At 69.2% G+C, this 18,682-nt stretch carries 1 protein-coding gene; it reads left to right on the top strand.

The genetic code is table 11. The features are described from left to right. Positions 1–872: 872 nt before the first annotated feature. Positions 873–18,611, top strand: coding sequence for an Ig-like domain-containing protein (locus tag J2851_RS06375; protein ID WP_209765039.1), 17,739 nt, complete (start codon positions 873–875; stop codon positions 18,609–18,611). Positions 18,612–18,682: the final 71 nt, after the last annotated feature.

The raw sequence follows: 18,682 nt of genomic DNA, 5'->3' as shown, positions 1-18,682 counted from the left end.
ACCCGTATAATTTTGCTAGTTTGTTTCACAATTGAGATAGTGACGGCCCCGAATGGTTGATCGCGAAATATAATTTTGCAATTTTCGACATTTTTCTTCAATGCCAAGCGGCGGATGCTGCGATGCAGGACCATAGGCGTTGGCGTGCGCCCGATCGGCGCAAACGGGAAAGGCAGCCAACATTCTTAAGTGTGTGTTTTTTGCCATGGCGCCTGAATCGATGGCTTTTGGTGGTCCGTGTGGCGTTGATCTGCAATCGTGGGTAGATGAGTCTGCGCCTTTTTTCGGTTCTCCTGCGGCGCGGATGGCACGCGCGTCGGCTTCACCCTCTTCCAGCACCGCTGGGCTACCGCATGCGCACATTTCTCAAGTCATTGGCTGGAAAGGGCTTTTCTTCGTCATCCCCGCGAAGGCGGGGATCCAGAAGGCTCCGCAGTCAAGCACTTGATAGGACTAGATTCCCGCCTCCGCGGGAATGACGGGTGAGGGAAGCGACGGCAGATTGGATAACGAGCCGAACAGCCAAAGTCAGCGCCTATGCGCTTTCGCGGGAATGACGGAGATCGATTCATTCCGGCCCTTCCGACCAAGATGTGTGGATGCAGTGGCCTTGCGGGGCAGGGAAAGGGCGTCCCGGTCGTGCATGCCATAGTATGTACACCAACAAACACGCCGTCCGCGGTGCCCAGCCACCCTTCCGCGTCTCGAAACTTTGAGACTCTCATCCCCCTCCAGTTGCCGCTCCGCATCGCAGCACCGAAAAGATGACACATTTCATCACATGTTCTCATATTGCGCGTGGGTATTATCTTTTTTACAAATGTCCAATTGGGTAGAGTTACGCCATTTGTCGGGTGAGGACGGGTGCGGCCATGAAGTCGATGTTCACGCGGGGTAAGGGTGGCTTGGTGACCGGAACGCGGGTGGGCGGCACGGCCGCGCAACCGGGCGTGCAGGGCAAAGGCCGCAAGGCGCCCCTGGCCATGGCGCTGGAACCGCGCTTCATGTTCGACGCCGCCGGCGTCGCGACCGCGGCCAGCGACCCCGCGGTGGACCAGCACGCCGATCCCAACGCCGCGCATCCAGACAACCACGACGCCGCCACGGCGCAGACGGACGCGGCCGTCACCGCCGCCGCAGCCGCTGCTGCGGGCTCGGCGCCCGCACCTGCACCTGCGCCGACCACTCCCACCGCCGCCCCGGTGGACGTGCGCGCGCTCGACCCGACGCAGAACGACGGCAAGAAGGAAGTCGTCTTCATCGAATCGAACGTCCCCGATTACCAGCAGCTCGTGGACGGCGTGAAGCCGGGCGTCGAGGTCGTCGTGCTGGACGCGTCGAAGGACGGTCTGGCGCAGATGGCGGCGTGGGCGCAGACCCACAGCGGCTATGACGCCATTCACATTATTTCCCACGGTTCGGAAGGGCAGGTGAACCTCGGTTCCCTGCAACTGAACAGCAGGGCTGTGGCGGACCGGTCCGTCGATCTGGCGGCGTTGGGAGCTTCGCTGACTCACGACGGCGACATTCTGCTTTACGGCTGTGGCGTTGCACAAAGCACCGGGCAAGCCTTTCTGACCGACATGGCGAACGCGACCGGTGCTGATGTGGCGGCATCGACCGATTCGACCGGTGTCAGCAACCAGGGGGGCAACTGGACCCTGGAAGCCAGTCGGGGTTCCATCGACGCGAACGATCCATTTCTGTTGAGCGCCGAGCAGCAGTACGACCACCTGCTGCTTGGCGTCGATAAGACCTTCACCTTTTCATCGTCCGAAGGAACAGTGGGGGGATCGACCGCCATCAGAACATGGAAAGTCAACATCGGAGGAACGGAATATACTCTTACTTTCGAAACCACCGGTCTCGGAGTCGGTGCTGGAAACGCGTCAGCGGACTTCTCATATGACGCATTCACGGCGGTGAATGGTGACAATCATACCGGCGGAACCGGTATAAATACTGATTATCAAATAACGACCATTATAAGCATACCGGGTTATACTTTCGATTTGGTTTCATTTGGCGTGGCCGATATTTATGCAGGAGGAAATGGAAACGATACAGACGATATTTCGGTTTCAGCGATAGGGGCAACCACCAAGGTCACTACTTTCGCATCGAACACGATGACGTTTACACCCATTTCTGGGTTCGTTGGGTTTACAGGAATATCCAGTTTCACTGTAGTCGCGACAAAGTCACTGTCCGAATCCGACGGATCGGGAATGATATTTTTGTTGGACGATCTGCAGATTGCGAATATTCAGGCAGTCGCCGCCCCCACCGTCACCGACGGCAACATTTCCATTGCCGGCCATACGGGCGCCGACGACACCTACAAGGTGGGCGACACGGTCACGGCGACCTGGAACAACACGTCGGGCGGCGACAACAACAGCAGCATCGCCAGCGTCACGGTGGACTTCAGCCAGTTCGGCGGCGGCACCGCCGTGGCGGCAACCAACAGCTCCGGCACCTGGACGGCGACCTACGTCATCGCGGCCGGCAGCATCGACGGCACGAACAAGAACGTGTCGGTCAAGGCGACGAACGGCGGCGGTTCCACCACGACGGCCGACACGACCAACGCCAAGGTGGACAGCGAGGCCCCGACGGTGACGGGCAGCCGGATCACGCTGAACAACGGGTCGGGTACCGGCAACGTGTTCAAGGCGGGCGACACGGTGACGGCGACCTGGGACAACACAGGCAGCGGCGACAACAACGCCGACCTGTTCTCCGTGACGGTGGACTTCAGCGCCTTCGGCGGCGGCGCCGTGATGGCGAACAGCAGCTCCGGCACCTACACGGCGACCTACGTCGTCACGGCGGGGACCATCGACGGCACGGGCAAGACCGTGTCGGTGACCGCCACCGACAACGCCGACAACGTCACCACCACGTCCAGCACCACCACCAAATCGGTGGACAACCAGGCGCCCACGGTGACGGGCAGCAAGGTCACGCTGAACACCGGGACCGGCCCCGGCGGCGTGTTCAAGGTGGGCGACACGGTGACCGCGACGTGGGACAACACCGCCGCCACCGGCGACAACAACGGCGACCTCGCCTCGGTCACGGTGAACTTCAGCCAGTTCGGCGGCGGTACGGGGGTGGCGGCGACCAACAGTTCCGGCACCTGGACGGCGACGTACACCATCGTGGGCGGCAGCGTCGACGGCGGCGTGACCGTGTCGGTGAAGGCGACCGACGACGCCGGCAACACCACCACCACGACCAGCGGCACGACCGTGACGCTGGACAACCAGGCGCCGACGGTGTCGGACGGCGGCATCACCCTCAACGGCGGGTCGGGTCCCAGCGGCGCGTTCAAGATCGGCGACACGGTCACGGCGACGTGGAACAACACCAACAACGGCGACAACAACACCGACATCGCCTCGGTCACGGCGAACTTCAGCCAGTTCGGCGGCGGCACGGCGGTGGCGGCGACCAACAGCTCCGGCGTCTGGACCGCGACCTACGCCATCGCTGCCGGCAGCGTCGACGGCACGGGCAAGACCGTGTCGGTGACGGCCACCGACGACGGCGGCAACACCACCACCACGCCCGGCGGCAGCGCGACGGTGGACAACATCGCGCCGGTGGTCACCGACGCGAAGATCAGCATCAGCGGCGGCTCGGGCACCGGCGGCGCCTACAAGATCGGCGACACGGTCACCGCCACCTGGAACAACACAGGCTCCGGCGACAACAGCGGCGGCACCAACGGCGACCTCGCCTCCGTCACGGTGAACTTCAGCGCGTTCGGCGGCGGCGCCGCGGTGGCGGCGACCAACAGCTCCGGCACCTGGACGGCGAAATACACCGTCACCGGCGGCAGCGTCGACGGCACCAACCTCAACGTGTCGGTCACGGCGGTCGACGACGTCGGCAACACGACGACCACGACCGACGGCACCAACGCCACGTTCGACAACGTCGCCCCCACCATCACCGCGGCCAAAACCGGCCTGTCGGGCACCGGCAGCGGCACGGCCGGCGGCTTCAAGACCGGCGACACGGTCACCGCGACCTGGAACAACACCGTCGCGAGCGGCGACAACAACAGCGACAGCATCAGCAGCGTGACGGTGGACTTCAGCGCCTTCGGCGGCGGCGCCGCCGTGGCGGCGACCAACAGCTCCGGCACCTGGACCGCGACCTACGTCATCGCGTCGGGCACCGTCGACGGCGGCGCCAAGGGCGTCACCATCACGGCGATCGACAACGCCGGCAACACCGCCACCGCCACCCCCACCACCACCTTCACCGTGGACAACCAGTCGCCGACCGTGACGGCGGCGAAGATCAGCGTCAGCGGCGGCACCGGCACCGGCGGCGCCTACAAGATCGGCGACACGGTCACCGCGACCTGGGACAACACCGGCAGCGGCGACAACAACGCCGACAGCATCACGTCGGTGACCGTGGACTTCAGCCAGTTCGGCGGCGGCGCCGCCGTGGCGGCGACCAACAGCTCCGGCACCTGGACCGCGACCTACGTCATCGTGGGCGGCAGCGTCGACACGACCAGCCGCAACGTGTCGGTGACCGCCACCGACAACATGGGCAACAGCACGACCACGGCGGACGATTCCAACGTCACCGTGGACAACGTCGCCCCGACCGTGACCGACGCGAAGGTGTCGATCAGCGGCGGCACGGGCACCGGCGGCGCCTACAAGATCGGCGACACGGTCACCGCGACCTGGAACAACACCGGCAGCGGCGACAACAACGCCGACAGCATCACGTCGGCGACCGTGGACTTCAGCGACTTCGGCGGCGGCACGGTGGCGGCCACCAACAGCTCCGGCACCTGGACCGCGAAGTACACGATCACGGGCGGCAGCACCGACGGATTGAACCGGAACGTGTCGGTGACCGCGACCGACAACGCCGGCAACACGACCACCACGGCCGACGGCACCAACGCCACGGTCGACAACGTCGCCCCGACGGTGACCGACAACCGGATCAGCATCACCGGCGCGACGGGGGCCGGCGGCGTCTACAAGACCGGCGACACGGTCACCGCCACCTGGGACAACACCGCGAGCGGCGACAACAACGCCGACAGCATCGCCTCGGTGACGGTGAACTTCAGCCAGTTCGGCGGCGGCGCGGCGGTGGCGGCCACCAACAGCTCCGGCACCTGGACCGCGACCTACGTCATCACGGCCGGCAGCATCGACGCGTCGAACAAGAACGTGACGGTGACCGTCACCGACAACGCCGGCAACGCGGCGAGCGCGGCGGACACCACCAACGCCTCGGTCAACAACGTGGGGCCGACCGTCACCGCGCCGCGGATCTCCATCAGCGGCGCGTCGGGCACGGGCGGGGCCTACAAGATCGGCGACACCGTCACCGCGGCCTGGGACAACACCGCCAGCGGCGACAACAACGCCTCCATCGGCTCCGTCACCATGGACTTCAGCCAGTTCGGCGGGGGCACGGTGGCGGCGGCCAACAGCTCCGGCACCTGGACCGCGACCTACGTCGTCACGGCCGGCAGCGTCGACACGACCGGCCGCAACGTGTCGGTGACCGCCACCAATTCGGTCGGCAACCCCGCCACCACCGCCGGCACCACCAACGCGACCGTGGACAACGTCGCCCCAACGGTGACCGACGCGAAGATCAGCATCAGCGGCGGCTCGGGCACGGGCGGGGCGTACAAGATCGGCGACACCGTCACGGCGACCTGGAACAACACCGTCGCGAGCGGCGACAACAACAGCGACAGCATCGCCTCGGTCACGGTGAACTTCAGCGCGTTCGGCGGCGGCACCGCGGTGGCGGCCACCAACAGCTCCGGCACCTGGACGGCGACCTACGTCTTGGCCGGCAGCATGGACAGCACCGGCCTCGACGTGTCGGTGACCGCCACCGACAACGCCGGCAACACGACCACCACGGCCGACAGCACGGGCGCCACCGTGGACACCATCGCGCCGGTGGTGACCGACGCGAAGGTGTCGATCAGCGGCGCGTCTGGGACGGGCGGGGCCTACAAGATCGGCGACACGGTCACCGCGACCTGGAACAACACCGCGGGCGGCGACAACAACGCCGACAGCATCGCCTCGGTGACGGTGAACTTCAGCCAGTTCGGCGGCGGCGCGGCGGTGGCGGCCACCAACAGCTCCGGCACCTGGACCGCGACCTATGTGATCACGGCCGCCAGCATCGACGCGACCGGCCGCAACGTGTCGGTGACCGCCACCGACAACGCCGGCAACACGACCACCACGGCCGACACCACCGGCGCGACGGTCGACAACGTCGCCCCGACGGTGACCGACGCGAAGGTGTCGATCAGCGGCGCTTCGGGCACGGGCGGGGCGTACAAGATCGGCGACACGGTCACCGCGACCTGGAACAACACCGCCAGCGGCGACAACAACGCCGACAGCATCGCCTCGATGACGGTGGACTTCAGCCAGTTCGGCGGCGGCACGGTGGCGGCGACCAACAGCTCCGGTACCTGGACCGCGACCTACGTCATTGCCGCCGGCAGCGTGGACACGACCGGCCGCAACGTGTCGGTGACCGCCACCGACAACGCCGGCAACACGACCACCACGGCCGACACCACCGGCGCCACGGTGGACAACGTCGCCCCGACGGTGACCGACGCGAAGGTGTCGATCAGCGGCGCTTCGGGCACGGGCGGGGCGTACAAGATCGGCGACACCGTCACCGCGACCTGGAACAACACCGTCGCGAGCGGCGACAACAACAGCGACAGCATCGCGTCGGTGACGGTGGACTTCAGCCAGTTCGGCGGCGGCACGGCGGTGGCGGCCACCAACAGCTCCGGCACCTGGACCGCGACCTACGTCATTGCCGCCGGCAGCGTGGACGGCACGAACAAGAACGTGTCGGTGACGGCGACCGACAACGCCGGCAACACGACCACCACGGCCGGCACCAACAACGCCACGGTGGACAACGTCGCGCCGACCGTGACCGACGCGAAGATCAGCATCAGCGGCGCGTCGGGAACGGGCGGCGCCTACAAGATCGGCGACACGGTCACCGCCACCTGGAACAACACCGTCGGCGGCGACAACAACAGCGACAGCATCGCGTCGGTGACGGTGAACTTCAGCGCCTTCGGCGGCGGCACGGCGGTGGCGGCGACGCAATCCACGGCCACCACGGGGCAATGGACGGCGACCTACGTCATCGCGGCCGGCAGCATCGACGCGACGAACTGCAACGTGTCGGTGACCGCCACCGACAACGCCGGCAACACGACCACCCGGGCCGACACCACCAACGCGACCGTGGACACCGTCGCCCCGACCGTGACCGATGGGAACGTGTCGATCAGCGGCGGCACGGGCACGGGTGGGGCCTACAAGATCGGCGATACGGTCACGGCCACCTGGAACAACACCAGCGGCGGCGACAACAACACCGACACCATCAGCACCGTCACCGTGGACTTCAGCGCCTTCGGCGGCGGCACGGCGGTCGCGGCGACGCAATCCACCGCCACCGCGGGGCAATGGACCGCGACCTACGTCATCGCGGCCGGCAGCGTCGATGCGACGAACTGCAACGTGTCGGTGACCGCCACCGACAACGCCGGCAACACGACCACCCGCGCCGACAGCACCAACGCCACGGTGGACAACGTCGCCCCGACGGTGACCGACGCGAAGGTCAGCATCAGCGGCGGCACCGGCACGGGCGGCGCCTACAAGATCGGCGACACCGTCACCGCCACCTGGAACAACAACACCGTCGGCGGCGACAACAACAACGACTCCATCTCCTCGGTGACGGTGGACTTCAGCGCCTTCGGCGGCGGCACCGCGGTGGCGGCGGCCAACAGCTCCGACACCTGGACGGCGACCTATGTGATCGCGTCCGGCAGCGTCGATGGCACCAACAAGAACGTCTCGGTGACAGCCACCGACAACGCCGGCAACACGACCACCACGGCCGGCACCAACAACGCCACGGTGGACAACGTCGCCCCGACGGTGACCGACGCGAAGATCAGCATCAGCGGCGCGTCGGGAACGGGCGGGGCCTACAAGATCGGCGACACGGTCACCGCAACCTGGGACAACACCGGAAGCGGCGACAGCAACGCCGATACCATCAGCACCGTCACCGTGGACTTCAGCGCCTTCGGCGGCGGCACGGCGGTGGGGGCGACCGAAAGCAGCGGCACCTGGACGGCCACCTACGTCGTCACGGCGGGCAGCGTCGACGGCACCAACAAGAACGTGTCGGTGACCGCCACCGACAACGCCGGCAACACGACGACCCGCGCCGACAGCACGAACGCCACGGTCGACAACGTCGCCCCGACGGTGACCGACGCGAACGTGTCGATCAGCGGCGCCACCGGCACGGGCGGCGCCTACAAGATCGGCGACACGGTCACCGCGACCTGGAACAACACCGGCTCCGGCGACAGCAACGCCGACAGCATCGCCTCGGTGACGGTGGACTTCAGCGCCTTCGGCGGCGGCACGGCGGTGACGGCGACGCAATCCACCTCCACCGCGGGGCAATGGACCGCGACCTACGTGATCGCGGCCGGCAGCATCGACGCGACCAATTGCAACGTGTCGGTCAAGGCGACCGACAACGCCGGCAACACGACCACCCGCGCCGACAGCACCAACGCGACCGTGGACAACGTCGCGCCGACGGTGACGGACGCGAAGGTGTCGATCAGCGGTGCTTCGGGCACGGGCGGGGCCTACAAGATCGGCGACACGGTCACCGCCACCTGGGACAACACCATCGACGGCGACAACAACACCGACGTGATCAGTTCCGTCACGGTGGACTTCAGCCAGTTCGGCGGCAGCACGGCGGTGGCGGCGAGCAGCAACGCCGACGGAGTGTGGACGGCGACCTACGTCATCGCGGCCAGCAGCATCGACGCGACCAACCGCAACGTGTCGGTCAAAGCGACCGACAACGCCGGCAACACGACCACCCGCGCCGACAGCACGAACGCCACGGTGGACAACGTCGCGCCGACGGTGACGGACGCGAAGATCAGCATCAGCGGCGGCACCGGCACGGGCGGCGCCTACAAGATCGGCGACACGGTCACCGCCACCTGGAACAACAACACCGTCGGCGGCGACAACAACAACGACTCCATCTCCTCGGTGACGGTGGACTTCAGCGCCTTCGGCGGCGGCACCGCGGTGACGGCGACCAACAGCTCCGACACCTGGACGGCGACCTACGTCATCACGGCCGGCAGCGTCGACGGCACCAACAAGAACGTGTCGGTGACCGCCACCGACAACGCCGGCAACACCACGACCCGCGCCGACAGCACCAACGCGACCGTGGACAACGTCGCGCCGACGGTGACCGACGCGAACGTGTCGATCAGCGGCGGCACGGGCACGGGCGGGGCCTACAAGATCGGCGACACCGTCACCGCGACCTGGAACAACACCGGCTCCGGCGACAGCAACGCCGACAGCATCGCCTCGGTGACGGTGGACTTCAGCGCCTTCGGCGGCGGCACCGCGGTGGGGGCGACCGAAAGCAGCGGCACGTGGACGGCGACCTACGTCATCACGGCGGGCAGCATCGACGCGACCAACCGCAACGTCTCGGTGACCGCCACCGACAACGCCGGCAACACGACCACGCGCGCGGACAGCAGCAACGCGACCGTGGACAACGTCGCGCCGACGGTGACCGACGCCAATGTGTCGATCAGCGGCGCCACCGGCACGGGCGGGGCCTACAAGATCGGCGACACGGTCACCGCGACCTGGAACAACACCGGGTCCGGCGACAACAACGCCGACAGCATCGCCTCGGTGACGGTGAACTTCAGCCAGTTCGGCGGCGGCACGGCGGTCGCGGCGACCGAAAGCAGCGGCACGTGGACGGCGACCTACGTCATCACGGCCGGCAGCATCGACGCGACCAACCGCAACGTGTCGGTGACCACCACCGACAACGCCGGCAACACGACCACCCGCGCCGACAGCACGAACGCGACCGTGGACAACGTCGCGCCGACGGTGACGGATGCGAACGTGTCGATCAGCGGCGGCTCGGGCACGGGCGGGGCCTACAAGATCGGCGACACGGTCACGGCCACTTGGAACAACACCGGGTCCGGTGACAGCAACGCCGACAGCATCGCCTCGGTGACGGTTGACTTCAGCGCCTTCGGCGGCGGCACCGCGGTGACGGCGACCAACAGTTCCGGCACCTGGACGGCGACCTACGTCGTCACGGCCGGCAGCGTCGACGGCACCAACAAGAACGTGTCGGTGACCGCCACCGACAACGCCGGCAACACGACCACCCGGGCCGACACCACCAACGCGACCGTGGACAACGTCGCCCCGACGGTGACGGATGCGAACGTGTCGATCAGCGGCGCCACCGGCACGGGTGGGGCCTACAAGATCGGCGACACGGTCACGGCGACCTGGAACAACACCGGGTCCGGCGACAACAACGCCGACAGCATCGCCTCGGTGACGGTGAACTTCAGCCAGTTCGGCGGCGGCACCGCGGTGACGGCGACCAACAACTCCGGCACCTGGACCGCCACCTACGTCATCACGGCGGGCAGCATCGACGCGACCAACCGCAACGTCTCGATCAAGGCGACCGACAACGCGGGCAACAGCACGACCACCGCCGACAGCACCAACGCCACGGTGGACAACGTGGCACCCCTGCTGACGCTGGGCAACGTGGCGGGCCAGGGCACGGCGACCGGGACCGGCAACACGTTGCGCATCGGCGACACGATCACCGCGGTGTGGGACAACTCCGCCACCGGCGACAACAACCCCGACACGATCGGGTCGGTCACCGCCGACTTCAGCCAGTTCGGCGGCGGTACCGCGGTGGCGATGACCAACTCCGGCGGCGTGTGGCGCCAGACCTATGTCATCACGGCGGGCAGCATCGACGCGACCAACCGCAACGTCGCGATCACCATCACCGACAACGCCGGCAACAGCGCCACCATCACCGACACCGCCAACCGCAGCGTCGACAACGTCGCGCCGACGGTGACCGACGCGAACGTGTCGATCAGCGGCGCCACCGGCACGGGCGGGGCGTACAAGATCGGCGACACGGTCACGGCGGTCTGGAACAACACCGGCGTCGGCGACAACAACGCCGACAGCATCAGCTCCGTCACGATGGACTTCAGCCAGTTCGGCGGCGGCACGGCGGTGGCGGCGACCAACAGCTCCGGCACCTGGACCGCGAAATACGTCATCACGGCGGGCAGCGTCGACGCGACCAACCGCAACGTGTCGGTCAAGGCGACCGACAACGCGGGCAACAGCACGACCACGGCCGACAGCACCAACGCCACGGTGGACAACGTCGCCCCGACGGTGACCGACGCGAGGATCAGCATCAGCGGCGCCACGGGCACGGGCGGGGCGTACAAGATCGGCGATACGGTCACGGCGACCTGGAACAACACCGGCGTCGGCGACAACAACGCCGACACGATCAGCACCGTCACCGTGGACTTCAGCCAGTTCGGCGGCGGCACGGCGGTCGCGGCGACCAACAACTCCGGCATCTGGACGGCGACCTACGTCGTCACGGCCGGCAGCATCGACGCCACCAGCCGCAACGTGTCGGTCAAGGCGACCGACAACGCCGGCAACAGCACGACCACGGCCGACAGCACCAACGCCACGGTGGACAACGTCGCCCCGACGGTGACCGACGCGAAGGTGTCGATCAGCGGTGCTTCGGGCACGGGCGGCGCCTACAAGATCGGCGACACGGTCACCGCGGTCTGGAACAACACCGGAAGCGGCGACAGCAACAGCGACAGCATCGTCGCGGTGACGGTGGACTTCAGCGCGTTCGGCGGCGGCACGGCGGTGACGGCGACCAACAGCTCCGGCACCTGGACGGCGACCTACGTCATCACGGCCGGCAGCGTCGAAGCGACCAACCGCAACGTGTCGGTGACCGCCACCGACAACGCCGGCAACACGACGACCACCGCCGACAGCAGCAACGCGACGGTCGACACGGTTGCGCCGACCCAGACCATCGGCGCCATCGGCCTGTCGGCCGATGTCGGGACGTCGACCACGGACTTCCTCACCGCCACGGCGAGCCAGACCATCTCCGCCACCCTGTCGGCCGGCCTGGCCGCCGGGGACATCCTCTACGGATCCGTGGACGGCGGGGCGACCTGGACCGACATCACCGGCAAGGTCAACGGCACCGCCGTGGCCTGGACCGGCGCCACCCTGCTGTCCGGCGCCAACAGCGTGAAGATGAAGGTCGTCGACGCCGCCGGCAACGAGGGCGCGGTGGCCAGCCAGTCCTACACGCTCGACACCACCATGCCGACGGTGCAGAGCATCGCCCCGATCAACGCGCCGACGCTGACCGCCGCGTCGGTGACCTACCGCGTCGTGTTCTCGGAAACCGTCGCGAACGTCACCGCGGACGACTTCGTCCTGACGGCCACGGGCAGCGCTTCGGGCACCGTCGCCTCCGTGTCGGGCAGCGGCACGACGTGGGACATCACCGTCACCGGCGTCAGCGGCGACGGAACGCTGCGGCTCGACCTGAAGGGCAGCACGGACGTCATCGACAGCGCCGGCAACGGCAACGGCACCAACGGATCGATCGCCGCCTTCACGACGGGCACGGTCCACACGGCCGATCGCGCCGGTCCGGCCTTCACCTCCACGGCGACGCCGTCGGTGGCGGAGAACTCGACGGCGGTCGTCACGCTCGCCGCGACCGACAGCAACGGGCCGATCACCTACCAGATCGTGGGCGGGGAGGATTCGGCGAAGTTCACGCTGACGGGGACGGCGCTGTCCTTCACCGGCGCGCCGGACTATGAAACCCGGGCCGACGCCAACACGGACAACGTCTACAAGGTCGTTGTGCGGGCGACGGACAGCCTCGGCAACACCACCGACCAGACCGTCTCGGTCACCGTCACCGACGTCAACGAGACGCCGGCCAACAGCGTGGCCCCGGTGGTGACGGGAACCGCGGCGGTCGGCCAGACCCTGGCCGCCGGCACCGGCAGCTGGACGGATCCGGAAAGCGACGTCCTGAGCTACACGTACCAGTGGTACCGGGCCAGCGACAGCGCCGGCACCGGCGCCACGGCGATCAGCGGGGCGACCTCCTCCAGCTACACGCCGACGGCGTCCGACGCGCACCAGTATGTCCGCGTGGTGGTCACCGCCAACGACGGACACGGCCACACGCCGAGCGTGAACGGCGCCTGGACCGCCATCGGCAACAGCGCGCCGGTCAACAGCGTGATTCCCGCCATCGCCGGAACCGCGACGGTCGGCGGCACGCTGAGCGTGGGGACCGGCAGCTGGAGCGACGCCGACGCCGACACGGTCACCTACAGCTACCAGTGGTACCGGGCCGACGACAGCGCGGGCACCGGCGCCACGGCGATCAGCGGGGCCACCGGCACCAGCTACACGCCGGTGCTCGCCGACGCGCACAAGCACCTGCGCGTGGTGGTCACCGCCAACGACGCCCACGGCAGCACCGACCAGACCGCGGCGACCGTCTGGACGGCGGTGGGCAACAGCGCGCCGGTCAACACGGTGGTGCCCACGGTGTCCGGCCCCGGCACCATCGCCAGCGCCCTGACCGCCACCTCAGGCGGCTGGAGCGACGCCGACGGCGACACGGTCACCTACAGCTACCAGTGGTACCGGGCCAGCGACAGCGCCGGAACCGGCGCCACGGCGATCAGCGGGGCCACCGGCACCAGCCACACGCTGACCGGCGCCGACGACGGCAAGTACCTGCAGCTGGTGGTCACGGCCACCGACGGGCAGGGCGGCAGCCGGACGGCCGGGTCCGCCTGGCGTCTGATCACCAACAGCGTGCCGGTGATCGGCGGGGTGACCACGGCGGCGCAGCCGACCACCGACACGGCGACCGTCACGCCCTTCGCCGCCGTGACCATCCAGGACGCCGACACCCTGCAGGTGCAGACGGTCACGGTCACGCTCGACAGCGCGGCCAAGGGCGCGCTGGCCGGAACCCAGGGCGGCAGCTACGACGCCGCCACCGGGGTGTGGAGCTTCACCGGCACCGCGGCGCAGGCCGAGGCGGCGGTCCGGGCGCTGGTCTTCACGCCGACGCCCAACCATGTGGCGCCGGCCACGACGGAGACGACGACCTTCACCATCGCCGTCAACGACGGCGTGGCGGGCGCCGTGTCCGACAGCCGGACCACGGTGGTGACGACCTCCGTGAACGACACGCCGGTGCTCGGCGGCCTGGCGGCCGGCCAGGCGACCCAGTACGGCACCACGATCAAGCCGTTCGCGACGGCGACGGTGGCGGATCCGGACGTGCAGACGTCGCGGGTGCAGGTCATCATCGTCAACGGCGTCAACCAGGGCGACTTCACGGCGGCCTCGACCGCCGGCTGGACGCGGACCGTCAACGGCACCGACATCGTCTACGAAAAGACCTACACGAACACCCAGGGCATCGGCGCGGCCGAGCAGGCCGACCTGCGCAACCTCGTCTTCGCTCCGCTCAGCGCCAGCGTGCCGAACGCGCCGCCGTCGGGGACCACCGCCTTCCAGGTCAAGATCGACGACGGCGGAAACTGGGTCAGCAGCCCGGCCAACGCCGTGACGGTGGTGGAGGCGCAGCCCAACGCGCTGGTGTCGGGCAGCGACAGCGGTGCGTCGGGCACCGACCGCATCACCAACGCCACCACCCCGACGGTGCGCGTCAGCCTGTTGGGCAGCCCGGCGGCGGCCGGCGACACGGTCGAGCTTCTGCTCGGCGGAACGTCGCTCGGGCATCCGGTGACGCGCGTCCTGACGGCGGCCGACATCGCCAACGGCTACGTCGACCTCGGCGTGACCGCGGGCGACCTGGGGGCGGACGGCGCCAAGACCTTCACCGCGCGGGTGACGGACGCGAACAGCAACAGCGTCCTGGTCGGCGGCGCGCTGACCATCACGCTGGACACCACGCCGCCGCCGGCCCCGACCTCCCCGGCGGTGCTGGTGGCGGGCAGCGACAGCGGCCGGTCGGACAGCGACGGCGTGACGCGGGTGACCAGCCCGACCGTCCGCGTCTCGCTGGGCGGCACCAACGCGGCGGCCGGCGACACGGTCGAGCTTCTGCTCGGCGGGTCGTCGCTCGGGCACCCGGTGACGCGGGTCCTGACGGCGGCCGACATCGCCAACGGCTACGTCGACCTCGGCGTGACCGCGGGCGACCTGGGGGCGGACGGCGCCAAGACCTTCACGTCGCGGGTCACCGACGTGGCGGGCAACGTCGGCGTCGCCGGCGGCGCGCTGACCATCACGCTCGACACTGGCGTCCCGGCGCAGCCGACCGCCATTGCGCTCCGCGCCGCGGACGACACCGGCACCTCGTCGAGCGACGGCATCACCAACAAGCAGCGGCCGACGGTCGTCGGCGTGGCCGAGGCCAACAGCACGGTGACCGTCAACATCGACGGCACCGACGTCGGCACGGTGACCGCGGACGCGACGGGGGCCTGGAGCTATACGCCGGCCTCCGACCTCGGCGCCGGCAAGCACGCCATCAAGGCCAAGGCGACCGACGCCGGCGGCAACGCCGGCGCCTATTCCGCCACCGCCGTGGTGACCATCGACCAGTCGGCCCCGGTCATCGAATGGGTCATCGTTCCGGCCAACGGCACCTACAAGGTCGGCGACACGCTGCGCTTCGCGCTCTTCATCCCGGAGGCCGTCTCGCGCCTGGAGGGCAGCACGATCGACGTGGCGGTCGACCAGGCCGGCGGTGGCACCGCCATCCGCCAAGCCAAGCTGGTGAGCACCGCCAACGACTTCGCGGTCTACAATTACACGGTGCAGGCGGGTGACCTGGACGGCGACGGCATCCGGGTGGTCGGCGTGACCGCACCGCTGGCCATCGACACGGCGGGCAACGCGCTCGACACCACGCCGAAGACGGTGCCTCCCACCAACCAGGTGCTGATCGACGGCGTGGCCCCGCAGGTCGCCAGCGTGACCCTGCCGCAAAGCCAGTCCTACCGCGCCGGGCAGGAGCTGACCTTCGTCGTCACCTTCGACGACCCGAACCTGGTGATCGGCGGCACCAACACATCGGCGCTGGGCTTCACCATCGGCGGGACCGCCCGGTCGGCCAGCTTCCTCAGCCAGTCGGGCGGAGCGGTCACCTACCGCTACGTGGTGCAGGCCGGCGACGACACCAGCACCGGCGTCACGGTGACCGGCATCACGGCGGGGGGCGCCACCTACAAGGACGCGGCCGGCAACGACGTCAACCTGTCGCTGGCCGGCAAGGTGGGCGACACCACCGGCATCGTGATCGACACGGTTGCCCCGACGGTCAGCGGGGTGACCTCCTCCAGCGCGAACGGTGCCTACAAGGTCGGCGACACCGTCACCATCCAGGTGGCCTTCTCCGAAGCGGTGACAGTGGAGGGGACGCCGACGCTGGCCCTCAGCACCGGGCACACCGCCACCTACAGCGGCGGCTCGGGCACCGGCACGCTCAGCTTCACCTATGTGGTGCAGGCCGGCGACACCATCGCCGACCTGGACTACAGCGGGACGGCGGCGCTGTCGGGCACGATCAAGGACAAGACCGGCAACAGCGCGGTCACGACCCTGCCGACGCCGGGCACGGCGGCCTCGCTGGGCGGTGCCAAGGACATCGGCATCGACGGCGTCGCGCCGACGGTCGCCGCCCCGGCGGTGACCAGCAGCACGGTCGCAGGATCCACCGCGGCGGAGCGGGTCTCCGCCACCAGCAAGCCGACCATCGGCGGCACGACCGAGGCCAACAGCACGGTCACGGTCCTGGTGGACGGCAAGGCGGTCGGCACCACCGTGGCCGACGCCTCCGGCGCCTGGAGCTACAGCTTCGCCACGGCGCTGGCCGACGGGGTGCGCAGCATCCAGGTGCAGGCGACCGACAAGGCGGGCAACGCCAGCGCGCTGTCCACGGCGACGCCGCTGACCATCGACACCACGGCGCCGGGCGCGCCGACGGTGACGGTGGGCACCACGGCGTCGGGCGCCACGGCGGTGCGCGGCACGGCCGAGGCGAACGCCCTGGTCGTCGTGACGGTCAACGGGAAGGATCTCGGCACCGCCCGCGCCGATGCGGCCGGCACGTGGCAGCTCGTCCTGGCGTCCGACCTCGGGACCGGCAGCTTCGCGATCGCGGCGCGCGCCCGCGACGCGGCCGGCAACACGGGTGCGGCCGGCAGCACCTCCTACACGGTGTCGCCGCCCCCGCCCCCGCCGACGGTGACCGTCACCACGTCGAGCGGCAACACCACGACGGCCGTGTCGTCGGGCAGCAGCTCGTCCAGCAGCGCGGTGTCGACCTCGCCGACGACGCAGACCACCGGGCCGACGCTCGGCACGGCGCCGACCCTGCCGGGCAACCAGAGCAGCAGCGACGCGGGCCGCGTCATCACCAGCTCCTCCATCGGCAGCGGTGGCGGTTCGGGCAGCAGCAGCACGGACGCCGGCCGGTCGATCACCATCAACGCGATCAGCAACCAGTCGAGCAGCGACGCCGGCCGGTCGATCACCATCACGGCGATGGGCGGCTCGTCGGGCACGAGCGGGACGTCGAGCAGCGCCAGCGGCGTGCTGGGCGGTACGGGCGGCGGAAGCTCGTCGAGCGGCAGCTCCAGCCTGAGCAGCGTCGTCAGCGGCGGCAGCAGCGGCGGGGGCCTGGGCGGTTCCAGCCTCGGCGGCTCGGGCCTTGGCAGCTCCGGCCTCGGGTCGGGTGGCCTGGGATCGGGCGGGCTCGGCTCCACCAGCACGGGCAGCGGGACCGGCAGCGGCACGGGCCTGGGCGGCGGCGTGACCGGCGGTGTGTCCACCGGCACGGGAACCGGCGGCACCGGGATCGGAGGGTTGGGCGCCACCTCCACGGGGAGCGTCTCCACCGGCGGCACGGGAACGGGCACCGGCACCGGTTCCGGCACTGGAACCGGGACGGGCACGGGGACCGGTACCGGCGGGCTGAACGGCGGGCTCGGAACGCAGGGTGGGGGGACCACTTCCGGTTCCAACACCGGCGCTGCGGGCACCGGCGCGACCGGCACGGGAGCCCAGGGCGGCGACCGCGGCACCACCGGCACGCAAGGCCAGGGCACCCAGGGCCAGGGAACCCAGAGTCAGGGCCCGAACCAGGGCGGCAACCGCAACACCATCGAAACCGCCCCGGCCAACCGCGGCGGCCAGAATGGGCAGCCCCAGGGCAACCAGCAAGGTGGCCAGCAAGGCGGCCAGCCGCAGGGCGGACAGAACGGCCAGCCGCCGGCCGGCGACGGGCAGGGCGGCGACCCGCGCAACGCCCCGTCCGGAACGGAGGGCCAGGGCGACGGGCAAGGCCAATCCCAGGGCCAGCCGCAGGGCCAGGGACAAGGCCAAGGTCAGGGCCAAGGTCAGGGCAACCGCGCCGACGCCGGCGACGCCCCGGCGCCGAAGCCCGCCTTCACGCGGCAGGTCGCCCAGGTCCACGGGGCGGCCGACGCCCGCACCGCGGCCCTGCTCGCCGCGCTCACCACGCACACACCACCGGGCAGCCGGGCGGCCTGAGGCCGCCCGCGCTCCCACCCCTTCCACCGCTTTCGCCTCCGCGTTTCCTCTTCGAATGGATTGCCGACGAG

The organism is Azospirillum rugosum (genome assembly GCF_017876155.1).
In the GTDB taxonomy this organism is placed as follows: Bacteria; Pseudomonadota; Alphaproteobacteria; order Azospirillales; family Azospirillaceae; genus Azospirillum; species Azospirillum rugosum.
The sequence above is the reverse complement of the archived record's forward strand: the minus strand, read 5'-3'. Positions and strand labels throughout refer to the sequence as shown.